This window comes from Streptomyces sp. NPDC014891 (assembly GCF_043081085.1).
Taxonomy (GTDB): domain Bacteria; phylum Actinomycetota; class Actinomycetes; order Streptomycetales; family Streptomycetaceae; genus Streptomyces.
Genome location: NZ_JBIBWF010000002.1, coordinates 484777 through 507560, shown reverse-complemented (window position 1 = coordinate 507560; position 22784 = coordinate 484777). Strand labels below are relative to the sequence as shown.

The following is a 22784-nucleotide window of genomic DNA, read 5'->3' as shown; positions in this document are numbered from 1 at the left end:
TTGCCCGGCCGTCCGACGGCGAGGTGACGTCACTCCGCCACATTCCGCCGGTAAAACGAGATGCGGTGGGTAGGGCTCAGTCGTTACCCAGATCCCACCAGTCGAGACGAACCGGGAGATCCCCGTGACCACGACCGCCCAGCACCTCGGACGGATACGGATTCCGCAGCAGACGGCGCCGGCCGGCGAACCGCTGACCAGCGAGCCGCCGCTGCCCGACGCCGAGCCCCTCACCAGCGAACCGCCGCTGACCGTGGCGGCCCCCCTCACCAGCGAACCCAGCGCCCCAGGAAGTGCGGGCACGGAGTCCCCCGGAGTGTGAAGTGACCCTGGCCCGCCTCGCCGCCCGTCACGGCGTCGCCACCGCCTACAGCCCCTCCGCGGGCGTCACCGTGCCCGTGCCGGACGCCACCGTGGTGGCCGTCCTCGGCGCGCTCGGCGTGGACGCGACGACCCCGGACGCGGTCGCCGCCGCCCTCGACGCGGCCGAACGGACCGACCGGGAGCGCCTGCTGGCCCCCACCCTGGTCCGGTGGCGCGGCACGGAACCCGCCCACCCGCCGGCGGAGCTGCCGGACGGCACCCGGCTCCGGGTCACCACCGAGGACGGCGCCGTCGTCACCGGCGACGACTGGGAGGAGCTGCCGCTCGGCGTCCACACGGTCGAGGCGGAGGCCCCCGACGGCCGCACCGCCACCGCGACCCTGATCGTCGCCCCCGCGCGCGTGCCCGCCCCCGAACGGCGCGCCTACGGGCTGCTCGTCCAGCTCTACTCGCTGCTCTCCAGCCGCTCCTGGGGCATGGGCGACCTCGGAGACCTGCGCGAACTCGCCACCTGGGCCGGGCGCACCCACGGCGCGGGCTTCATCCAGGTCAACCCGCTCCACGCGGGCGTGCCCGGGGCTCCCAGCGACCCGTCCCCGTACCGGCCGTCCTCGCGCCGCTTCCCCGACCCGGTCCATCTGCGGATCGAGGCGATCCCCGAGTACGCGCTGCTCGGCCCCGAGCGCCGTGAGGAGCTCGACCTGATCCTCACCGAGGCCGCCGACCTGCGCGAGGGGGTCCTCGGCAAGGGCGCGGCCATCGACCGGGACGCCGTGTGGGAGGTCAAGCGGCGGGCCCTCGAACTCGTCGTGGGCGGCGTCGAACCGGGCCCCGGCAGACGCGCCGACTTCCACGACTTCCTCGCCGCGCGGGGCCGCGCCCTGGAGGACCACGCCACCTACCAGGCCCTCGCCGAGCGCCACGGCCACCACTGGCGGTCCTGGCCCGAGGAGCTGCGCACCCCGCGCACGGCCGAGGCCGCCGTCCGCGACGACCCCGTCCTCGCCGCCCGCGTCGACTTCCACTGCCGGCTGGCCTGGCTGACGGACCGGCAGCTCGCCGACGCCGCCACGGCCGCCCGCGAGGCCGGGATGGAGATCGGGATCGTCCACGACCTGGCGGTCGGCGTCCACCCGGAGGGCTCCGACGCCTGGGCCCAGCAGGACGCCTTCGCGGCCGGCATGTCGGTCGGAGCCCCGCCCGACGCCTTCAACTCCCGCGGCCAGGACTGGGGCCTGCCGCCCTGGCGGCCCGACGCCCTGGCCGCCGCCGGCTACGCCCCGTACCGCGGACTCCTGCGCGAACTCCTGCGCCACGCGGGCGCGCTGCGCATCGACCACGTGATGGGCCTGTTCCGGCTCTGGTGGGTGCCGGAGGGCCGCGAGCCCACCGAGGGCACCTACGTCCGCCACGACGCCGAGGCGATGCTCGCCGTCCTCGTCCTGGAGGCCCACCGGGCCGGCGCCCTCGTCATCGGCGAGGACCTCGGCACGGTCGAGCCCGGCGTACGGGAGCGGCTCGCCGCCCGCGGGGTGTTCGGCACCTCCGTGCTCTGGTTCGAGCGGGACTGGGCGGACTCCGGCCGCCCGCTGGCCCCGGCCGAGTGGCGGGCCGACTGCGTGGCCACCGCCACCACCCACGACCTGCCCCCGACCGCCGCCCGCCTCTCCGGCGACCACGTCGCCCTGCGCCACCGCCTGGGGCTGCTCCCCGGCGACCTGGCGCGCGAGCGGGCCGCGGACGCGGCCGAGACCGCCGAGTGGCTGGGCCTGTTCCAGCGGCTCGGGCTGCTCCCGGAGGGCCCGGGGTCGGAGGAGGCCGCGATCGTCGCCGTCCACCGGTTCCTGCTCGACACCCCGGCCCGGATGGTCGGGGTCTGGCTGCCGGACGCGGTGGGGGACCGGCGGCCGCAGAACCTGCCGGGCACCTGGGACGAGTACCCCAACTGGCGGCTGCCGCTCGCGGACGCGGACGGACAGCCGATGACCCTGGAGCGCCTCGCCGCCTCCCCGCGGGCGTACGCCCTGCTCCGCGAACTCCACGCACGGACGGCCGTCCAGGAGGCGGACGGAGCGCTCTGACAGGTGCGGCGCGGGCCCCCCGGACCGCCCGCGCCGAGCCCCTCGACCCCCGTACGGCACCCCCGGGCGCGCGGGCCGATCGGGTGTTCGCTACGTTTGCACCGTGGACAAGAAGAACGCACTGCGCGCCGGCTCGATCGCGGCCGGTACGACGCTGATGATGCTGCTCATGTCGTCCCCCGCGCTCGCGCTCACCCGCGACGACGGCGACGACCCGGCCCCCAAGCTGGAGGTCATCGAGACCCTCGGCCTGTTCGTGGCCGCACCGCTGGTGCTGTTCCTGGTCATCGTCGGCCTGGTGATGCTGCTCGACAAGTCCAAGAAGGCCTGACCGCCTCCTCTTCCGCTCCGCCGAGGGCGCCGCACGGTACGCCGTACCGTGCGGCGCCCTCGCGTGCGTTCGGCGCCCTGCTCCGGCGCGTTCCGCGTGGCCTCACGCACGCGTGAGGCCGCGTGCCGCGCCGCTCAGGCCGTCGTCGCCAGCAGTCTGCGCAGCAGGCCGGCCAGCTGCGCCGCCTCCTCCTCGCTGAGCGCGCCCTCCAGGGCCTCCCGCTGCTGCTCCAGCCCCGCCGACACGGACCGGTCCACCAGCTCCCGGCCGTGCTCGGTCAGCGTGACCCGAAGCCCGCGCCGGTCGTGCGGGTCGGGGCTGCGGGTGAGGAGCCCCGCCTTCTCCAGCTTGTCCAGCCGGCCGGTCATCCCGCCGGTGGTGATCATCAGCGTCGCCGTCAGCTCGCGCGGCGAGAGCGTGTACGGCTCGCCCGAACGGCGCAGCGTCGCGAGCACGTCGAACTCCCCGAGGGCCAGGCCGTAGGGCGCGTACGCCTTGTCGACGCGCCCGCGCATCGCGTTCGCGAGCCGGTAGATCCGCCCGAAGACGGCCATCGGGACGGTGTCCAGGTCGGGGCGGACCACCGCCCACTGGTCGGCGATGGCGTCGACGGCGTCATGGGCGGGGCCGGGGGTCTTCGTGTCCATGCGGGCAGTCTCCCCGGCCCCGTGACTCGATGGCAAGAAAGCCACTTGCAAGTAAGTAGCTTAGTGCTAAGTTAATTACCGCCAAGCCAGTCCGGCCCGCCCGGACCGGCATCCGCAGCAAGGGGGAACCGTCATGTCCCGCAAGGCGGCCGTCGTCGCACTCACCGCCCTCGCCCCGATCTCCTGGGGCTCCACCTACTTCGTCACCACGGAGTTCCTGCCGCCCGACCGGCCGCTCTTCACCGGCCTGATGCGCGCCCTGCCCGCGGGACTCCTCCTCCTGGCGCTCACCCGCACGCTGCCGCGAGGCGCCTGGTGGTGGAAGTCCGCCGCCCTCGGGGCCCTCAACATCGGCGCCTTCTTCCCGCTGCTCTTCCTCGCCGCCTACCGGCTTCCCGGCGGCGTCGCCGCCGTCGTCGGCTCCGTCGGCCCGCTCCTCGTCGTCGGCCTCGCCGCCCTCCTCCTCGGCGAGAGGCCCACGGTCAGGACCCTGCTCGCCGCGATCGCCGCCGCCTTCGGCGTCAGCCTCGTGGTCCTCAAGGCCGGAGCGGCGTTCGACACCGTCGGCGTGCTCGCCGGGCTGCTCTCCTCGCTCTCCATGTCGGCGGGCGTCGTCCTCACCAAGCGCTGGGGCCGCCCCGAGGGGGTCGGCGCGCTCGCGCTGACCGGCTGGCAGCTCACCGCGGGCGGCCTGGTCATCCTGCCGATCGCCTTCCTGGTCGAGGGCGCCCCGCCGGCCCTGACGGGCGTGAACCTGGCCGGCTACGCCTACCTCGCCTTCGGCAACACCGCGATCTCGTACTTCCTCTGGTTCCGTGGCATCGAGCGGCTCGGCGCCTCCTCCGCCACCCTCCTCGGCCCGCTCTCGCCGATCACCGCGGCGATCATCGGCTGGGCGGCGCTCGGCCAGGCGCTCGGCGCGGTCCAGCTCCTCGGCATGGCGATCGCCTTCGGCGCGACCCTGGCGGGTCAGCTGGCCCCCCGCACCGCCGAGAAGCCCGCGCCGACCGCCCGGGCCGAGGGTAGATCGTTCAGTTCTACTGAAAAAAACGGTCAGGAAGTTTCGATGGACCTGGAAGGTGTGGCGGTGCGACGGTAGCTCCATGAGCCCGATCACCGCACGTCACCCGACCACCACCCCGACCCGGACACCCACCACCCCGACCCCGACACCCACTACCCCGACCCCGACACCCACCACCCCGACCCCGACACCCACCACCCCGACCCCCGCGGCCACCCGCCCGCCGACCCCCGCCCCCCGCACGCCGGCGCCCTCCCGAGGCGCCGGCGTCGGTGTGCTCCTCGCCCTGCTCGCCACCGTCGTCTGGTCCGGCAGCTTCGTCGCCACCCGGGGCATGGCCGACTCGGTCCCGCCCGTCCAGGCCGTCTTCTGGCGGTGGGTCATCGCCCTCGTCGCCGTCGCCCCGTTCGCCGCCCGCCCCTTCTGGCGGCAGCGGAAGGTCATCCGGCGGCACTTCGGATTCGTCGCACTCGCCTCGCTGCTCGGCGTCGCGCTCTACAACACCCTGGTGCACCAGGCGGGACTGACCACCTCCGCCACCAACATGGGCATGATCATGGCCGCCTCTCCGGTGATCATGGCGCTGTGGTCTCGGCTCGGCGGCGAACGCCTGGGCGCCCGCCGCGTCCTGGGCATGGCGACCGCCGTCGTCGGCGTCCTGCTGCTCGTCGGCAAGGGCTCCCTCGCCGTCGACTTCGCGGCGGGCGACCTCTGGATGTTCGCCGCGGCCCTGTCCTTCGCCTCGTACAGCGCCCTGCTCCGGCGCAGGCCCGCGGAGATCGACGGACTCGCCTTCCTCTTCGCCACCTTCCTGCTCGGCGTGCTGATGCTGGCGCCCTGCTACGCCGCGTCCCTCGCCGTCCAGGGCGGGTTCACCGCCCGCACCGGCACCGTCGGGCCGCTGCTCTACGTCGGTGTCGCGTCCTCCGCCGTCGCCTTCTTCGCCTGGAACAAGGCGGTCTCCCTCATCGGCGCGGCCCGCGCGGGCGTCGTCTACCACCTCCAGCCCGTCTGCGTCGCCCTCCTCTCCGCCGCCCTGCTCGGCGAGCGGCTCGGCGTCCTCGGCGCGGTCTGCACGGCCCTCGTCCTCGGCGGAGTGGCCCTGGCGTCGGCGACCCGGACGCGCGCGGCCGGATAGGTTGCGCCCCATGACCGAGTGGGACATCAAGAAGCTCCAGATCCTCCGCACCCTCCGCGACCGCGGCACCGTCACCGCGACCGCGGAGGCGCTGCTCATGACCCCCTCGGCCGTGTCGCAACAGCTCACCAACCTCGCCCGGCAGCTCGGCGTACCGGTCCTGGAGGCCCAGGGGCGCCGCGTCCGGCTCACCGACGCCGCGCACCTCGTGCTGCGGCACGCGGAGGCGGTCTTCGCCCAGCTGGAGCGCGCCGACGCCGAACTCGACGGCTATCTGCGGGGCGAGGCCGGCGAGGTGCGGGTCGCGGCGTTCTCGACGGCCGTGCCCGCGCTCCTCGTCCCCGCCGTCCGGCAGCTGCGGAGCGCGCACCCCGGGCTCGACGTCCGGATCCGGGAGGCCGAGGCGGCGGAGGCGTACGAGCTGCTCTCGGCCGGCGAGGTCGATCTGGCGCTCTCGCTCGCCGCCCACGCGCCCTCCGCGCGCGACCCCAAGTTCAGCCGGATCCCGCTCCTCGCGGACCCCCTCGACGTGGCCCTGCCCGCCGGGCACCCGCACGCCGACGCGCCCGGACTGCGGCTCGCCGACCTCGCCGCCGAACCCTGGATCTTCGGCGGCTCGGGCCCGTGGTCGGAGATCACCACCGCCGCCTGCGAGGCCGCCGGCTTCGTCCCCGAACAGGCCCACAGCGCCTCGGGCTGGACCGCGATCCTCGCCATGGTCGAGGCGGGCATGGGCATCGCCCTGGTGCCCCGGATGGCGTCCGCGGAACGGCGGGGCGGCGCCGGGGTCGTCATGCGCGTCCTCGCGGCCGACCAGCCGCGCCGTCACGTCGTCGCGGCGGTCCGGCGCGGGGCGGAGGAGGGCCCGGCGGTGGCACGGGTGCTCGCCGCGCTCCGCCAGGCGGCGGCCCAGCGGGAGACTGTTCAGCAGAACTGAACCCATCCGTCGAAAACATTCGATGGACCCGTCAGGTGCCGGGGGCGCACAGTCGGTCCATGACCTTCGAGACGAGCCAGGACCAGGACCCGCACGCCAACGACGCCGCCCCCTACTCGGGAGGTGACCCGTACGCCGACTACCGGACCGGTGACTTCCCCTTCACCGAGCTGGTCGACCTCGCCGACCGGCGCCTCGGTGCCGGGGTCGTCGCCGCGAACGACGAGTTCTTCGCCGAGCGGGAGAACCTCCTCGTCCGCGAACGGGCCGTCTTCGACCCGGAGCACTTCGGGCACAAGGGCAAGATCATGGACGGCTGGGAGACCCGCCGTCGCCGCGGCGCCGACGCCGGGAACGTCTTCCCCGCCCCCGGAGACCACGACTGGGCGATCGTCCGCCTCGGCGCCCCCGGCGTGATCCGCGGGATCATCGTCGACACCGCCCACTTCCGCGGCAACTACCCGCAGCGCGTGAGCATCCAGGCCACCGCGGTGGAGGGCTCGCCGAGCCCGGCGGAGCTGCTCGACGCGAAGTGGGAGGAGCTCGTCCCGCCGACCCCCGTCCGGGGCCACGCCGCCAACGGCTTCACGGTCACCGCCGAGCGCCGCTGGACCCACCTCCGGGTCTGCCAGCACCCCGACGGCGGCATCGCCCGCCTCCGCGTCCACGGCGAGGTCGTGCCGGATCCCGAGTGGCTGGAGCTGCTCGGCACCCTCGACCTGATCTCCGTGCTCAACGGCGGCTCGTACGAGGACGCCTCCGACAAGTTCTACTCCTCGCCGACCCAGATCATCCTGCCCGGCACCTCCCGCAAGATGGACGACGGCTGGGAGAACCGGCGCCGCCGGGTGCGCGGCACCAACGACTGGGTGCGGTTCCGGCTCGCCGCGCAGGGCGCCGTCCGCGCCGTCGAGATCGACACCGCCTACCTCAAGGGCAACTCGGCGGGCTGGATCGCCCTCCAGGGGCGCAACGGTGCGACGGGGGAGTGGTTCGAGATCATCCCCCGCACCAAGCTCCAGCCCGACACCCTGCACCGCTTCAAGCTCCCGGCGCAGGCCGTCGTCACCCACGTCCGCCTGGACGCCTTCCCCGACGGGGGCGTCGCCCGGATGCGCCTGCACGGCGCGCTGACGGAGCAGGGCGCGGCCGATCTGCGCGCCCGGTTCGCGGCGTTCGGCGGCTGAGCGGTCCCGTACTTCCGCCCGGCGGCGCGGCAGCGCGCCGACGCCCGCCCGCCGGGCGGACACCACGGCCGGTCCTCCGGGACCGGGACGTGTCGCGGCGGCCCGGTCCGGCGGGCGCCGACACGCCCCCGGACCGGGCCGCCGACAGGACGAAGGGCCCCGGACCGCTGCGGTCCGGGGCCCCTTGCCTACGGGTGCGTCACTTCGCCGAGGCGGCGTCCGCCGCCCGGGCCCGGAGCGCACGCTCCACGCCCGCGCGGCTCTCGGTCACCAGGCGCCGCAGCGCCGGGGCCGGGTCGTGCTCGGCGATCCAGGCGTCCGTCGCGTCCAGGGTCTCCTGCGAGACCTGGAGGCTCGGGTACAGGCCGACCACGATCTGCTGGACGATCTCGTGGCTGCGGGTCTCCGAGACGCCCTTGATCGACGCGAAGTACTTCGCCGTGTACGGGGCCAGCAGCTCGCGCTGGTCGTACTGGACGAAGCCGCCGATGACGGCCTCCTGCACGGCGTTCGCCAGCTTGTCCTCCTCGACGACCGTGGTCCAGGCCTCCGCCTTGGCCGCCTCCGTCGGGCGGGCCGCGCGCGCGGTGGCCGCGTGGCGCTCGCCCGCCGCCGTGCGGTCGCGCTCCAGCTCGCCGGCGATCTCCGTCTCGTCGTAGACGCCGGTGGCCGCGAGCCGCTGGACGAAGGCCCAGCGCAGCTCGGTGTCGACCGCCAGGCCCTCGATCGTCTCGCGGCCCTCCAGGAGAGCGGCGAGCAGGTCCAGCTGCTGCGGGGTGCGGGCGGTCGCCGCGAAGGCGCGCGCCCAGGCCAGCTGGTGGTCGCTCGCCGGCTCGGCCGCCTGGAGGTGGGCGAGGGTGGCCTCGGTCCAGCGGGCCAGACCGGTCTCGCGCCACTCCGGCGCCGCGTACATCTCCAGGGCGGCCCTGACCTGGCCCTGGAGCGACTGGACCACGCCGATGTCGGACTCCTTGCCGACGCCGGAGAGCACGAGCTCCAGGTAGTCCCGGGTGGCCAGCTCGCCGTCGCGGGTCATGTCCCAGGCCGAGGCCCAGCACAGGGCGCGCGGCAGCGACTCGGCGAAGTCGCCGAGGTGCGCGGTGACGTTGTGCAGGGACACGTCGTCCAGGCGGACCTTGGCGTACGACAGGTCGTCGTCGTTGAGGAGGACGACCGCCGGGCGGGCCTTGCCGACGAGCTGCGGCACGGGGGTCAGCCCGGCGGCCTCGATGTCGAGTTCGAGGCGCTCGCCGCGGACCAGCTTGCCGGCCTCGTCGAGGTCGTAGAAGCCGATCGCGATGCGGTGCGGGCGCAGCACGGCCTCGCCCTTGGCGCCGGCGGGGAGCGCGGGCGCCTCCTGGCGGACGGCGAAGGCGGTGATCGAGCCGTTCTCGTCGGTCTCGATCTCCGGACGGAGGATGTTGATGCCGGCCGTCTCCAGCCATGCCTTCGACCAGGTCTTCAGGTCGCGGCCGGAGGTCTCCTCCAGGGCGCCGAGGAGGTCGGAGAGGCGGGTGTTGCCGAAGGCGTGCGCCTGGAAGTAGGCCTGGACGCCCTTGAAGAACTCGTCCTGGCCGACGTAGGCGACGAGCTGCTTGAGGACCGAGGCGCCCTTGGCGTACGTGATCCCGTCGAAGTTGACGAGCACGTCCTCCAGGTCGTTGATCTCGGCCATGATCGGGTGCGTGGACGGCAGCTGGTCCTGGCGGTAGGCCCAGGTCTTCTCCGCGTTGGCGAAGGTGGTCCAGGCGTGGGGCCAGCGGGTGCCCGCCACCGAGGCCTGGCAGGCGACGGAGGTGTAGGTGGCGAACGACTCGTTCAGCCAGAGGTCGTTCCACCACTCCATGGTGACGAGGTCGCCGAACCACATGTGCGCGAGCTCGTGGAGGATCGTCTCGGCCCGGCGCTCGTACGCCGCGTCCGTCACCTTCGAGCGGAAGACGTACTGGTCGCGGATGGTGACCGCGCCCGCGTTCTCCATGGCGCCCGCGTTGAACTCCGGCACGAAGAGCTGGTCGTACTTCGCGAACGGGTAGTCGTACGCGAACTTCTCCTGGAACCAGTCGAAGCCCTGGCGGGTGACGTCGAAGATGTGGTCCGCGTCGAGGAACTCGGCGAGCGACGGACGGCAGTAGATGCCGAGCGGGACGCTCTGCCCGTCCTTCTCGTACGAGGAGTGCACCGAGTGGTAGGGGCCGACGATCAGCGCGGTGATGTACGTGGAGATCCGCGGCGTCGGCTCGAAGACCCAGACGTCGTCCTTGGGCTCCGGGGTCGGCGAGTTCGAGATGACCTTCCAGCCGGCCGGGGCCTTCACGGTGAACTGGAAGGTGGCCTTGAGGTCGGGCTGCTCGAACGAGGCGAAGACGCGGCGCGCGTCCGGGACCTCGAACTGCGTGTACAGGTAGGCCTGGTCGTCGACCGGGTCGACGAAGCGGTGCAGGCCCTCGCCGGTGTTGGTGTAGGCGCAGTCGGCGACGACCTTCAGCTCGTTGCGGCCCTGGGCCAGGTGGGCCAGCGCGACACGCGAGTCGCGGAAGACGGCGGCGACGTCGAGCGCGTGGCCGTTCAGCACGACCTCGTGGACGGCGGGGGCGACCAGGTCGATGAAGGTCGAGGCACCGGCCTCGGCGGAATCGAAGCGGACGGTGGTGACGGACCGGTAGGTGCCGCCCTCCTGCGCACCGGTGAGGTCGAGTTCGACCTCGTACGCGTCCACGGTGAGCAGCGCTGCCCGCTGCTGAGCCTCTTCACGGGTCAGGTTCGTGCCAGGCACCCGGTCAACTCCTCGGTTTTGTGATGTTTGGCCCATCCTTCCACGGGGCGAGTCGGCAGCGCACGGGACATTTCCCAGGGCGAACACGGGCGGCCGTCCGGGGGAACGCGCGAGGGCGGCCACCCGTCTCCGGGCGGCCGCCCTCGTACCGCCTCCGGGCGTCAGGCGCCCTTGAGCTCGGCCGCGACCAGCTCCGCGATCTGCACGGCGTTGAGCGCCGCGCCCTTGCGCAGGTTGTCGTTGGAGAGGAAGAGCGCGAGGCCGTTCTCGACGGTCTCGTCCACGCGGATGCGGCCCACGTACGAGGCGTCCTTGCCGGCGGCCTGGAGCGGGGTCGGGATCTCGGAGAGCTCGACGCCCTCGGCGTCCCTGAGCAGCTCGTAGGCGCGCTCGACGCTGATGGGGCGGTCGAAGCGGGCGTTCACCTGGAGGGAGTGGCCGGAGAAGACCGGGACGCGTACGCAGGTGCCCGAGACCTTGAGGCCGGGGATCTCCAGGATCTTGCGGGACTCGTTGCGGAGCTTCTGCTCCTCGTCGGTCTCGAAGGAGCCGTCGTCGACGATCGAGCCGGCCAGCGGGACCACGTTGAACGCGATCGGGCGCTTGTAGACGGCGGGCTCGGGGAACTCGACGGCCTCGCCGTCGAAGGCCAGCCGGTCGGCGGTCTCGGCCACGGCGCAGGCCTGGCCGCGCAGCTCGGCGACACCGGCCACGCCCGAGCCGGAGACGGCCTGGTAGGTGGTGGCGATCAGCGCGGCGAGGCCGGCCTCCTGGTGGAGGGGCTTGAGGACCGGCATGGCGGCCATCGTGGTGCAGTTCGGGTTGGCGATGATGCCCTTGGGGCGGTCCTTGATCGCGTGCGCGTTGACCTCGGAGACCACCAGCGGGACCTCGGGGTCGCCGCGCCAGGCGGAGGAGTTGTCGATCACCACGGCGCCCTGGGAGGCGACCTTCTCGGCGAGGGCGCGGGAGGTGGCGCCGCCGGCGGAGAACAGCACGATGTCCAGGCCGGTGTAGTCGGCGGTGGAGGCGTCCTCGACCGTGACGCCGTCCACGACGGTGCCGGCGGAGCGGGCGGAGGCGAAGAGCCGCAGCTCGTCGAGGGGGAAGCCGCGCTCGGCCAGGATGCTGCGCATGACTGTGCCGACCTGACCGGTGGCTCCGACGATTCCGACCTTCACGGGGACTCCTCCGTACGTATGTGCAGGTTGCTGCCGGTCCATGATGCGTATGTCCCGGGTCGCCTTGTCCAATCCATTGTCCAAGGGACGGGACGAGGGGGCGTCAGCCCTCCTTGGTGCGGGCGTAGTGGCGGGAGGCCTTGGCGCGGTTGCCGCAGACGGCCATCGAGCACCAGCGGCGGGTGCCGTTCCGCGAGGTGTCGAAGAAGTGCAGGGTGCACGCCTCGTGGGCGCAGGCCCGGATCCGGTCGGGGGCCGTGCGCAGCAGGTCGAGGTGGTCGCGGGCGGCGGTCCAGGCCGGGCCCCAGGCCGGGTCCGCGAACTCGAACCGTTCGCCGGGTCCCCCGGCGGTGAGCGTGGCCCGGATGCGGCCGTGGCCGAGGACGGCGTCGACGCGGGCGGTGGCGGCGGAGTCGCCCGGCCGGTCGACGAGCGCGCCGAGCGCGTCCCGGGCGGTGAGGGTGTGGCGCAGGGTGGTGGCGTCGGCGGCGAACCGCGCGCCGAGGCCGTTGGCGGCGAGCCAGACGGCGAGTCCCTCGACGCCGGAGAGCAGGTCCCGCCGGACGCCCTCCTCGGTCCAGCGGGTGTTGAGCAGGTCGAGGGAGACGGGCTCGCCGACGAGCGGCCGGGGGTCGATGGCGGTCATGGCGGTCACCCTCCTCGATGAACTAACCTCTCAAGGGTACGTGAACGGTTGACGGTGCCCTTCCCCTCACCACGCCCCCCTTCCGGTCGTTTCCCGGCCTTCTCGCGCGCGCCCGCCTCCTCCTCGTCGCCGTCGGTCTCGGAGTCGCCCGCGCCGCCGCCGGACGTACCCCACGTACGGGTTCTAACCTCGTTCCATGAAGAAGGAGTTGAGGGTCTCGGCCTACGCCGTGTGCGTCCGCGACGGGCAGGTGCTGCTGGCCCGCTGGGTGGCGGGCGACGGCACCGGGCGGTGGACGCTGCCGGGCGGCGGCATGGACCACGGAGAGGAGCCCGTGGACACCGTGGTCCGCGAGGTCGAGGAGGAGACGGGCTACCGCGCCGAACCCACCGCCCTCCTCGGCGTCGACACGATCCGCCGCGGATGGCTGCGCCGCCTCGGGGCCCCCGGCGACTTCCAGGGACTGGGGATCATCTACGAGGCCCGCATCACCGGCGGCGAACTGCGCCACGAGACCGGCGGGTCCACCGACCTCGCCGCCTGGCACCCCCTCGACGCCGTCCCCGCACTGCCCCGCGTCGCCCTCGTCGACGTCGGCCTCGACCTGTGGCGCGAGCGTCCCCCCGTGGGCCGCTCCCGGCTCACCGATCCGTCGATCACCTGAGCGCCGCCCGCGCCGCCGCGGAACGGCCGGAAACCGCTCAACCGGTGCGGGCCCGGTCAACCGTCCCGCGGGCCCCGCGGTCCTCCCCGCCGACCGCGGCACACGCGCCGCAGCAGAATCCCAGGGGAGCCCGCATGCCAGCCGTACGCACGACCCGCACCGTCCTCGCCGCCGTCCTGGTCGCCGGGCTCACCGCCACGGCCCTCGCCACCCCGGCCCTGGCGGCCCCCGCCCCGACGGCCCCCGCCGCGTCGGGCGACCACGCCGCCACCCGGGCGGCGCTCCGGGCCGCCGTCGACGCCGGGGTCCCCGGGGCCGTCGCCCAGGCGCGTGACGGCCGGGGCGACTGGACCGGCACCGCCGGCGAGCGGGGCGGGAAGGACCGTTTCCGCGTCGGCTCCATCACCAAGACCTTCGTCGCCACCGTCCTGCTCCAGCTCCAGGCCGAAGGGCGGATCGACCTCGACGACCCGGTCGAGAAGTGGCTGCCCGGAGTCGTCCGCGGCAACGGCCACGACGGCCGGCGGATCACCGTCCGCCAGCTGCTCAACCACACCAGCGGCATCTACAGCGTCACCTCCGACCCCGGCTTCCAGGAGAAGGTCTTCGGCCCCGCCTTCCTCCAGCACCGCTACGACCGCTGGACCCCGCGCCGGCTGGTCGGCATCGCCATGACCCACGCACCCGACTTCGCCCCCGGCGCCGGGTGGAACTACTCCAACACCAACTACGTCCTCGCCGGCATGGTCATCGAGAAGGTCACCGGACGCCCCTACGGCAAGGCCGTCGAGAACCGCATCGTCAAGCCGCTCAAGCTCCGCGCCACGAGCGTCCCCGGCATCGACGTCACCATGCCCCGCCCGAGCTCGCCCGCCTGGTCCAAGCTCACCGACGACGGGAGCGGGCCGGTCCACGACGTCAGCGAACTGAGCCCCACCCTCGCCTACGCCGCCGGCGAGATGATCTCCGACTCCAACGACCTGCAGACCTTCTACCGCGCCCTGCTCAAGGGGCGGCTGCTCCCGAAGGCCGAGCTGCGGGAGATGACCACCACCCTCCCGGTATCCCCCGAACTCCCCGGCGTCGGCTACGGCCTCGGACTCATGAAGCAGAAGCTCAGCTGCGGCAAGGAGGTCTGGGGCCACGGCGGAGGCATTCACGGCTCCCTCTCCGAGGCCCACACCACCCGCGACGGCGGGCACTCCCTCGCCATGAACTTCAACGCCGACTGGGCGGGGGACAGCACGGCCGTCCTGGAGGCCGAGTTCTGCGGCGTCCGGCCGAAGGGCTGAGCCCTCACCGCGGCAGGACGACGACGTACGCGGCGGGCTGCCGGTCGGACGCGGCCATCAGGGCCGTGCGCACCACGGTGGCCTGCTGCTCCATCGCCTCGCGCAGCTTGCGCGGGGTGAGGTGGACGACCGTGATGCCGAGCCGCTCCAGGTGCTCGCGCTTGCGGGTGTACTCGGACCAGAGCGCGTCCTCGTCCTGCCGCGGTGCCCGGGTGTCCAGTTCGACGGCGACGGCCTGGTCGGGCCAGTAGGCGTCCACCCCGCCCAGGTGCGGGCCGCCGGGCAGCCGCAGGTCCACGTTCCACACCGGGTCCGGCAGCGCGAAGTCGCGCACCATCTCGTACAGGCGCTCCTCGGAGCACGAGCGCCCCTCGGCCAGCAGCGCGTCCACCGCGTCCACCACGTGCGGCCGGGTGAGGAGCCGGGCGCGGCTCAGCTCCCGCACCACCGCGCCCGGTTCGCAGTGCCCGCCGCGCACCGCCTCGGTCAGCAGCCGGCGTACGGTCTCCGCGTCCGACAGCCCGGACACCGCGTCGGCGACGGCCCGGGCGACCGGGGCCACGGGGACACCGGTCAGCTCCACCGGCTCGGGGGAGTCCGCGGCGCGCACGACCCGCACCCACCCGGTGGAGCGCAGCCGCCGGGTCCGGGGGACCAGGACGTCGATCCGCTCCAGGGCGGTGAGGGCGGGGGCGGCGGAGAAGCGGTGCAGGGTCAGCGCGGCGAGTCCGGTGATCATCGGGTCGGGGCCCTGCGCGGGGACCGCCCCGTTCCTGCGGGCGTACAGGAGGGCGGCGTGGAGACGGTCCTCGCTGGTGGGCGCCCCCGGCTGGAGCAGGAAGACGCCGGGGAGGAGCTGCTGCCAGGCGCCGGGCGCGCACTGCGCGGCCACCTCGCCGGCGGGGATGCCCTGGGCCCTCAACTGGTCGGCGGAGGCGAGGCGTTGCGCCCGGCCGGTGTGGGGGGAGAGGGGGAGGGGGCGGGGGGTGATGGGGGTGTTGTGGTTCATGCCGGGGGTCTTCCGCTCCCGAAGGCCTCCCTAACCCCTGTTACACGCCCGTCGACAATACGGGACAACACCGTCCTAAAGTACGCGCGTTCGAGTGCCGATGAGGGGCGCGTCCCGAGCCCGTCCGGACGGCACGACGGGGGCCGCGGACCGACGTCCGCGACCCCCGCCGCCGTTCCGTCCGGGCGTCAGCCGGCCAGGCGGTCGCACTCCTGCGCCCGCAGGGCGCGCGCCAGGTCGTCCCGCGATTCGAGGACCAGGCGGCGCAGGGCCGGGGCGGCCGTCGCGTGCTCCGCCAGCCAGGCGTCCGTGGCGGCCAGCGTCGCCGGGTCGTCCTGGAGCCCCGGGAACAGGCCGCGGACGACGTCCATGCCGATCTGGATCGACCGCTCGGCCCAGAGCCGCTCGATGACCGTGAAGTACTTCTCCGCGTAGGGGGCGATCAGCTCCCGCTGCGAGGGCTGCACGAAGCCCGCGATCGTCGCCTCGACCAGCGCGTTCGACAGGGTGTCCGACTCGACGACCTGCACCCAGGCCTGCGCCTTGACGGCCGCGGAGGGCCGCGCGGCCAGCAGGCGGACCTGGTGGCGCTTGCCCGTCGCCGTGTCGTCCCGGGTCAGCTCCTCGCCGATCCGGGCCTCGTCCGCGCGGCCGCGCACGGCCAGCGGCGAGAGCAGCGACCAGCGCATCTCCTGGTCGACGTCGAGCCCGTCGATCTTCGCCGTGCCGTCCAGCAGTCCCTCCAGCAGCTGGAGGTCGGCGTCGGAGGAGGCCGTCGCGGCGAAGAACCGCGCCCAGGTCAGCTGGTGCTCGCTGCCCGGCTCGGCCACCCGCAGCTCGCGCAGCGCGCCCTCGGCGAGCAGCCGCCCGCCCTCCTCGCGCCACGCGGGGGCCGCGTAGTGGGTGACCGCCGAGCCGGCCCAGGCGTGCAGCATCTGGAGGACGCCGATGTCCGTCTCGCGGCCCGCGAAGTCGAGGACCACGGAGACGAAGTCCCGGGCGGGCATCAGGCCGTCGCGGGTGAGGTTCCACAGCGCCGACCAGCACAGGGCGCGGGCCAGGGGGTCGGTGATCCCGCCGAGGTGGGCGCGGAGGGCGGCCAGGGAGCCCTCGTCGAAGCGGACCTTGCAGTAGGTGAGGTCGTCGTCGTTGACCAGGACCAGGTCGGGCCGCTCCGCGCCCGCCAGGTCGGCGACGACGGTCCGGGCGCCGGTGATGTCGGCCTCGGCGCGCGCGTACCGGGTGAGCTGCCCGTCCGCGAGCCGGTAGAGGCCGACCGCGGCCCGGTGGGGGCGCAGCTCGTCGCCCTCCTGGAGGACGGCGAGCTCGGTGATCCGGCCCTCCGCGTCGTAGGTGACCGCCGGGGTCAGGGTGTTCACGCCGGAGGTCTGGAGCCAGGACTTCGCCCAGGCCTTCATGTCCCGGCCCGAGGTCTCCTCCAGGATCGTGAGGAGGTCGGCGAGCCGGGTGTTCCCGTACGCGTGGCGCTTGAAGTAGCGGCGGGCGCCCTCCAGGAACGCGTCCCGGCCGGCGTACGCGACGAGCTGCTTGAGGACCGAGGCGCCCTTGGCGTACGTGATGCCGTCGAAGTTGAGCTTGGCGTCCTCCAGGTCGCGGATGTCGGCCGTGATCGGGTGCGTGGAGGGCAGCTGGTCGGCCCGGTAGGCCCAGGCCTTGCGGTTGTTGGCGAAGGTCACCCAGCTGTTGGTGAAGCGGGTCGCCTCGGCGAGCGAGAAGGAGCCCATGAAGTCCGCGAAGGACTCCTTCAGCCACAGGTCGTCCCACCACACCATGGTGACAAGGTCGCCGAACCACATGTGGGCCATCTCGTGCAGGATGACGTTCGCCCGGCGCTCGTACGCCGCCTGCGTCACCTTGCCCCGGTAGATGTACTCCTCGCGGAAGGTCACCATGCCCGGGTTCTCCATCGCGCCGAGGTTGTACTCGGGGACGAAGGCCTGGTCGTACTTCCCGAAGGGGTACGGGTAGTCGAAGTTGTCGTGGAAGAAGTCGAGGCCCTGCTTGGTGACCAGGAAGACGTCGTCCGCGTCGAAGTGCTTCGCGAGCCCCTTGCGGCACATCGCACCCAGCGGGATCTCCAGCTCGGTCCCGTCGCCCAGCGTCCGCTTGTAGGCGTCCGTGACGTAGTGGTACGGGCCCGCCACGACACAGGTGATGTACGTGGAGATCGGCGCCGTCTCGGCGAACCGCCACACGCCGTCGGCGTCCCGCTCGCCCGCGCCGTTCGACCAGACCGTCCACCCCTCGGGCGCGGTCACCGAGAACAGGTGCGGGGCCTTGAGGTCGGGCTGCTCGAAGGTGGCGTACACCCGGCGGGCGTCGGCCGGCTCGTACTGCGTGTAGAGGTAGACCTCGCCGTCCTCGGGGTCGACGAAGCGGTGCATGCCCTCGCCGGTCCGGCTGTAGGCGCACTGCGCGTCCACGACCAGCGTGTTCTCGTCGGCGAGGCCGTCGAGCGCGATCCGGGAGCCGTCGAAGACGGCCGCCGGGTCGAGGGGGCGCCCGTTGAGGGTGACCGAGGTCACGGACGGGGCGATCAGGTCCACGAACGTGCTCGTGCCCGCGCCGGTGCGGCGGAAGCGGATCGTCGTCTCGGAGCGGAAGGTGCGCACGGCCTCGGCGGGGTCGCCGACCGCCGAGCGCAGGTCGAGGACGACCTCGTACCCGTCGACGGACAGCAGCGCCGCCCGCTCGTGGGCCTCGTCGCGGGACAGATTCTCACCGGGCACGGTCACTCCTTCGTGGCACGTTCGAAACAGCACCGATCCTCCCATGTGCGGCTGTCACCCGGGACACGGGAATGCCGTCGGGGCTCCGGGGGTTCCCTCCTTTCGGCGCACCACCGTCGTCTTTCCGCCGTCTTTCCTGAATCAGCCGGCCCGTGCCGGCCCCCACGGCCGTACCGAGGAGTGACATGTCCGAGAGCAGGACCACCGCAGACTTCTACTTCGACCCGCTGTGCCCCTGGGCCTGGATGACCTCCCGATGGATGCTGGAGGTGGAGCGGGTCCGCCCGGTCGACGTGCGGTGGAAGGTCATGAGCCTGGCCGTGCTCAACGAGAACCGCCTCGACGAGGTCCCCGCCGAGTACCGGGAGATGCTGGAGACGCAGGCCTGGGGCCCCGTCCGGGTGGTGATCGCCGCCCAGCAGCTGCACGGCGACGAGGTCGTCGGCAAGCTCTACACCGCGCTCGGCACCCGCTTCCACAACAACGGCGAGGGCCCCACCCGCGAGGCGATCGTCGGAGCCCTGACCGACGCCGGCCTGCCCGAGGACCTGGTCGAGTTCGCCGACAAGGACACCTACGACGCCGAGCTGCGCGCCTCCCACACGGAGGGCATAGAGAAGGTCGGCCAGGACGTCGGCACCCCGGTCATCGCGGTGCCCGGCGCGGACGGCGACGAGGTCGCCTTCTTCGGACCGGTCGTCACCCCGACCCCGCGCGGCGAGGCGGCCGCCCGGCTCTGGGACGGCACCCTGCTCGTGGCGTCGACGCCGGGCTTCTACGAGATCAAGCGCACGCGCACGGAGGCGCCCAGCTTCCGGTAGTCCGCCCGCGGCCGCTCCGGGCCCATGGAAGAACCCCCGTGATTCACGTCATCACGGGGGTTCTTCGTCATTCCGCCCGCACGTGAAGGTTGAGAAGACGATCACGAGTGGGACGTCGGGGGAGCCCGCCGGGCTCCGGTCCTCAGAAGGAGATGAGCGGCACCGAGGCCTTGGCGGCGTGGTAGCGCTTGCTCACGTCCTGCCAGTTGACGACCTGCCACATGGCCTCGATGAAGTCCACCTTCTGGTTCTTGTACTGCAGGTAGAAGGCGTGCTCCCAGGCGTCGAAGACGAGGACCGGGACCGAGCCCTGGCCCACATTGCCCTGGTGGTCGTAGACCTGCTCGACGATCAGGCGGCCGCTGATCGGCTCGTACGCGAGGACGCCCCAGCCGGAGCCCTGGGTGGTCGCGGACGCCTTGGTCAGCTGGGCCTTGAACTTGGCGAAGGAGCCGAAGGACTCGGTGATCGCGTCCGCGAGGTCACCGACGCCGTCGGCGGCCAGCGGCTCGCCGCCGCCCCCGTCCTTCGGGCTGTTCATGTTGTTCCAGTAGATGGAGTGGAGGATGTGGCCGGAGAGGTGGAAGGCCAGGTTCTTCTCCAGGCCGTTGATCGACCCCCACTGGTCCTTGTCGCGCGCCTCCTCCAGCTGCTCCAGCGTGTCGTTCGCGCCCTTGACGTACGCGGCGTGGTGCTTGTCGTGGTGCAGCTCGATGATCTGCGGATTGATCACCGGCTCCAGCGCCGCGTAGTCGTACGGCAGCTCCGGAAGTGTGTAGATCGCCATTGCCGAGCCCTTCGCCTGACCTCTTCTTGCAACCCTTTTGCAAGTGCAGGCTAACAGCAGGTGCGTCGGAAGTTGATCAGCCCTTGGTCCTAAGCCGGTCCTACGCCCCTGGTTCGTTCGTACGGCTTCCACGCCCTGGGCCGTACGGGTCCCACCCGTACGGAGACGGCCGAGCGCCCCGCCGGGCAGAAGCTCGGCGGGGCGCTCGGGGAAGGGGGTGAAGCGGAGTGAGGGCGGGTCAGGCGTCCTCGGCCACCGGCCCGCGCAGCCTCTGGCGCGCGAAGCCGACGACGGCCAGCAGCAGCGTCAGGCCGCCCGTCCAGTACAGCTGTACCCGGGTGCCCTCCTCGCGGGCCATCAGGACGAAGATCGCCGCCATGCCGGCCAGCGCCACCCAGGTCAGCACCGGGAAGGCCCACATCCGCACGACCAGCTTCTCCGGCGCCTCGCGCTCGGTGCGGCGGCGCAGCACGAGCTGGGAGGCGGCGATGAAGAACCAGACGACCAGGATGATCGCGCCGATCGTGTTGAGCAGCCAGACGAAGATGTCGTCCGGACGCCAGTAGCTCAGCAGCACGCAGGCGAAGCCGAAGACGGAGGAGACGAGTACCGCCGGGCGGGGGACGCCGTTGAAGGTGCGGCCGAGCGCCTTGGGGCCCTGGCCGCGGGAGACGAGCGAGCCGGCCATGCGCGAGGCACCGTAGATGTTGGCGTTCATCGCCGACAGCAGGGCGACGAGCACGACGACGTTCATGATCTGGCCGGCCGCCGGGATGCCCAGGTGGTCCAGGGTCGCGACGTACGGGCCCTTCTCGACGACCGCAGCGTCGTCCCACGGGACGAGGGTCACGATGACCGCCATGGAGCCGATGTAGAAGAGCGCGATCCGCCACATCGCCGTCTTGACGGCCTTGGCGACGCCCTGCACCGGGTGCTCGGACTCGGCCGCCGCGATGGTGACCGTCTCCAGACCGCCGTACGCGAAGACGGAGGCGAGCAGGCCCACGATCAGGCCCTCGGAGCCGTGCGGGAAGAAGCCGCCCTCGCCGGTGAGGTGAGTGGCGCCGGGGGCGCCCGTGCCGGGCAGGACGCCGACGATCGCGAGGACGCCGATGCCGAGGAACACCACGATCGCGCCGACCTTCAGCGCGGCGAACCAGAACTCGAACTCGCCGAAGTTCTTCACGGCCGCCAGGTTGGTGCCGCAGAAGACCAGCATGAAGAGCGCGACCCAGGCCCACTCGGGGCTGCCCGGGAACCAGCCGGTCATGATCTTCGCCGCGCCGATGCCCTCCAGGCCGACGGCGACGCAGAGCAGGAACCAGAACGCCCAGCCGGCGGTGAAGCCCGCCCAGGGGCCCAGGGCCCGCTCCGCGTGGACGGAGAACGAGCCGGAGGCCGGGTTCGCCGCGGACATCTCACCGAGCATCCGCATCACCAGCATCACGAGGACGCCGGAGATCGCGTAGGCGATCACGATCGAGGGCCCGGCGGCGGCGATGCCGGCGCCGGAGCCGACGAAGAGCCCGGCGCCGATGACGCCACCGAGGGCGATCATCGAGAGGTGGCGCTGCTTGAGGCCGTGGCCGAGGCCCTCGGCCGTGGAGGTCGCGCCGTCCTTGCGGTCGTCCGGCGCGGGCGCGGTGGTCCGAGACATGGGCGAGCCCTGTTCACTAGCTGAGACGGGGGAGGAAGCCCACAGTCTGTGGGCCGCGACCGCTCACAGGGAACGCATGTCCGCTATACGGGCACGAGCTTCACACAAGGTGAAGATCTAACCCCGCTTCGTACGCAGTTCCCTGACCCAGGCCACCAGCAGCACCGCCCCGGTCGCCGCCCCCGACCACAGCACCTGGGGCCGGGCCGCGTCGTCCGTCAGCATCAGGACCAGGACCGCGCCCATCGCGGCCAGCGCCGTCCAGGTCAGCCACGGGAAGCCCCACATCCGCAGGGTCAGCGTCTCCGGGGCCTCGCGCTCGATCCGGCGCCGCAGCCGCAGCTGCGAGACCGCGATCAGCGCCCAGACGAACAGCAGCACCGCCCCGACCGCGTTGAGCATGTAGAGGAAGACGGAGTCCGGCCACTTCAGATTGAGCAGCACGGAGACGAAGCCGAAGGCCACCGAGGCGAGCACCGCCCGGCGCGGCACCCCCGAGGCGTTCCCGCCGCCGGAGACCCGCAGCAGCCCCCTGGGCGCCTCGCCGCGCTCGGCCAGCGAGAACACCATCCGCGAGGAGCCGTACAGGTTCGCGTTCAGCGCCGACAGCAGGGCCACGAACACCACCACGTTCATGACCTGGCCCGCCGCCGGCACCCCGATCGCGTCCAGGACGGCGACGTACGGCGACTCGCCCGGCCGCATCGCCGTCCAGGGCAGCAGCGTCACGATGACCAGCATCGAGCCCACGTAGAAGAGGAGGATCCGCCAGACCGCGCTGCGCACCGCACGCGCCACGTGCCGCGCCGGGTCGTCGGACTCGGCCGCCGCGATCGTGACGACCTCCAGACCGCCGAAGGCGAAGACGACGGCGAGGACGCCGGAGACCACGCCCGACCAGCCGTTGGGCAGGAAGCCGCCCTGCCCGGTCAGGTTCGCGAGTCCGACGGGATCGGTGTCCGGCAGCCACCCGAAGATCGCCAGCGTGCCGAGGACCAGGAAGAGGACGATCGCGCCGACCTTGAGCGCCGCGAACCAGAACTCGAACTCGCCGAAGTTCTTCACCGCCGCCAGGTTGGCGAGGGTGAACACGACCATGAAGACCAGCACCCAGCCCCACTGCGGCACGCCGGGCACCCAGCCGTGCGCGATCTGCGCCGCGCCCGTCGCCTCCACGGCGAGCACGACGACGAGCAGGAACCAGTACAGCCAGCCCACCGAGAAGCCGGCCCAGCGGCCGAGGGCCCGCTCGGCGTGCACCGAGAAGGCCCCCGAGGCCGGCATGGCCGCCGACATCTCGCCCAGCATCCGCATGACCAGCATCGCGAGGGCACCGGCGATCAGATACGAGACCACGATGCCGGGCCCGGCGACGGCGATGCCCGCGCCGGAGCCGACGAAGAGCCCGGCGCCGATCACGCCGCCGAGCCCCAGCATCGTCAGATGACGCTGCTTCAGACCGGGGGAGAGGGGCTCCGGTTCGGAGGCGAGGGAGTCGTGCATGTGGGGGCTCGTGCTCTCTGACGGTTTAT

General features: G+C 72.9%; 19 protein-coding genes. 10 read left to right on the top strand and 9 right to left on the bottom strand.

The window, feature by feature from the left end; all coding sequences use genetic code 11:
• Nucleotides 1-124: 124 nt before the first annotated feature.
• The 3 genes from ACF09E_RS06880 (at nucleotide 125) to ACF09E_RS06870 (ending at nucleotide 2736) form a co-directional block, all read left to right on the top strand.
• On the top strand, nucleotides 125-322 hold the full coding sequence (locus tag ACF09E_RS06880) for a hypothetical protein (protein WP_148004101.1): 198 nt from the start codon (nucleotides 125-127) through the stop codon (nucleotides 320-322).
• Between the two features lies 1 nt (nucleotide 323).
• A complete protein-coding gene (malQ, locus tag ACF09E_RS06875) occupies nucleotides 324-2405 on the top strand; it encodes a 4-alpha-glucanotransferase (RefSeq protein WP_392204197.1) in 2082 nt (693 codons plus the stop codon).
• 103 nt (nucleotides 2406-2508) lie between these two features.
• On the top strand, nucleotides 2509-2736 hold the full coding sequence (locus ACF09E_RS06870) for a hypothetical protein (protein ID WP_361858532.1): 228 nt from the start codon (nucleotides 2509-2511) through the stop codon (nucleotides 2734-2736).
• 134 nt (nucleotides 2737-2870) lie between these two features.
• On the opposite strand, the gene ACF09E_RS06865 is transcribed toward ACF09E_RS06870, so the two are convergent.
• Nucleotides 2871-3383: a MarR family transcriptional regulator gene (locus ACF09E_RS06865; protein WP_361858528.1), complete on the bottom strand. Its 513-nt coding sequence runs from the start codon at nucleotides 3381-3383 to the stop codon at nucleotides 2871-2873.
• A 133-nt stretch (nucleotides 3384-3516) separates the two neighbouring features.
• On the opposite strand from ACF09E_RS06865, the gene ACF09E_RS06860 reads away from it, so the two are divergent.
• Genes ACF09E_RS06860 through alc form a run of 4 tightly spaced genes read left to right on the top strand, consistent with a single transcriptional unit; the run spans nucleotide 3517 to nucleotide 7669 of the window.
• On the top strand, nucleotides 3517-4482 hold the full coding sequence (locus ACF09E_RS06860; RefSeq protein ID WP_392204196.1) for an EamA family transporter: 966 nt from the start codon (nucleotides 3517-3519) through the stop codon (nucleotides 4480-4482).
• Nucleotides 4483-4486: 4 nt separating this feature from the next.
• Nucleotides 4487-5545, top strand: a complete 1059-nt coding sequence (locus ACF09E_RS06855; protein ID WP_392204195.1) for a DMT family transporter — start codon at nucleotides 4487-4489, stop codon at nucleotides 5543-5545.
• 10 nt (nucleotides 5546-5555) lie between these two features.
• A complete protein-coding gene (locus ACF09E_RS06850) occupies nucleotides 5556-6482 on the top strand; it encodes a LysR family transcriptional regulator (RefSeq protein ID WP_361858519.1) in 927 nt (308 codons plus the stop codon).
• Nucleotides 6483-6541: 59 nt separating this feature from the next.
• On the top strand, nucleotides 6542-7669 hold the full coding sequence (gene alc, locus ACF09E_RS06845; RefSeq protein ID WP_392204194.1) for an allantoicase: 1128 nt from the start codon (nucleotides 6542-6544) through the stop codon (nucleotides 7667-7669).
• Between the two features lie 199 nt (nucleotides 7670-7868).
• Here the strand turns inward: alc and pepN (ACF09E_RS06840) are convergent, their stop codons facing one another.
• From pepN (ACF09E_RS06840) to ACF09E_RS06830, 3 genes are all read right to left on the bottom strand, one after another.
• Nucleotides 7869-10445, bottom strand: a complete 2577-nt coding sequence (pepN, locus tag ACF09E_RS06840; RefSeq protein WP_392204193.1) for an aminopeptidase N — start codon at nucleotides 10443-10445, stop codon at nucleotides 7869-7871.
• Nucleotides 10446-10606: 161 nt separating this feature from the next.
• Entirely contained in the window at nucleotides 10607-11626 is a 1020-nt protein-coding gene (locus tag ACF09E_RS06835) for an aspartate-semialdehyde dehydrogenase (RefSeq protein WP_392204192.1), read from the bottom strand.
• Between the two features lie 103 nt (nucleotides 11627-11729).
• A complete protein-coding gene (locus tag ACF09E_RS06830; RefSeq protein ID WP_392204191.1) occupies nucleotides 11730-12272 on the bottom strand; it encodes a CGNR zinc finger domain-containing protein in 543 nt (180 codons plus the stop codon).
• 196 nt (nucleotides 12273-12468) lie between these two features.
• Here ACF09E_RS06830 and ACF09E_RS06825 point away from each other — a divergent pair, with 196 nt between their 5' ends.
• On the top strand, nucleotides 12469-12936 hold the full coding sequence (locus tag ACF09E_RS06825; RefSeq protein WP_392204190.1) for an NUDIX hydrolase: 468 nt from the start codon (nucleotides 12469-12471) through the stop codon (nucleotides 12934-12936).
• Nucleotides 12937-13070: 134 nt separating this feature from the next.
• Complete coding sequence (locus ACF09E_RS06820; protein ID WP_392204189.1) at nucleotides 13071-14228, top strand: serine hydrolase domain-containing protein; 1158 nt, start codon at nucleotides 13071-13073, stop codon at nucleotides 14226-14228.
• A 4-nt stretch (nucleotides 14229-14232) separates the two neighbouring features.
• Here the strand turns inward: ACF09E_RS06820 and ACF09E_RS06815 are convergent, their stop codons facing one another.
• A complete protein-coding gene (locus ACF09E_RS06815) occupies nucleotides 14233-15237 on the bottom strand; it encodes a hypothetical protein (RefSeq protein WP_392204188.1) in 1005 nt (334 codons plus the stop codon).
• Nucleotides 15238-15425: 188 nt separating this feature from the next.
• Nucleotides 15426-17987 (bottom strand): aminopeptidase N, encoded by a 2562-nt coding sequence (pepN, locus tag ACF09E_RS06810; RefSeq protein WP_392204187.1) that lies wholly within the window; start codon nucleotides 17985-17987, stop codon nucleotides 15426-15428.
• A 185-nt stretch (nucleotides 17988-18172) separates the two neighbouring features.
• Here pepN (ACF09E_RS06810) and ACF09E_RS06805 point away from each other — a divergent pair, with 185 nt between their 5' ends.
• Nucleotides 18173-18808, top strand: a complete 636-nt coding sequence (locus ACF09E_RS06805; protein ID WP_361851331.1) for a DsbA family protein — start codon at nucleotides 18173-18175, stop codon at nucleotides 18806-18808.
• Between the two features lie 142 nt (nucleotides 18809-18950).
• On the opposite strand, the gene ACF09E_RS06800 is transcribed toward ACF09E_RS06805, so the two are convergent.
• From ACF09E_RS06800 to ACF09E_RS06790, 3 genes are all read right to left on the bottom strand, one after another.
• Nucleotides 18951-19595 (bottom strand): superoxide dismutase, encoded by a 645-nt coding sequence (locus ACF09E_RS06800; RefSeq protein ID WP_073913969.1) that lies wholly within the window; start codon nucleotides 19593-19595, stop codon nucleotides 18951-18953.
• Between the two features lie 238 nt (nucleotides 19596-19833).
• Nucleotides 19834-21252 (bottom strand): amino acid permease, encoded by a 1419-nt coding sequence (locus ACF09E_RS06795; protein ID WP_392204186.1) that lies wholly within the window; start codon nucleotides 21250-21252, stop codon nucleotides 19834-19836.
• Between the two features lie 117 nt (nucleotides 21253-21369).
• Nucleotides 21370-22755 (bottom strand): amino acid permease, encoded by a 1386-nt coding sequence (locus ACF09E_RS06790; protein WP_392204185.1) that lies wholly within the window; start codon nucleotides 22753-22755, stop codon nucleotides 21370-21372.
• Nucleotides 22756-22784: the final 29 nt, after the last annotated feature.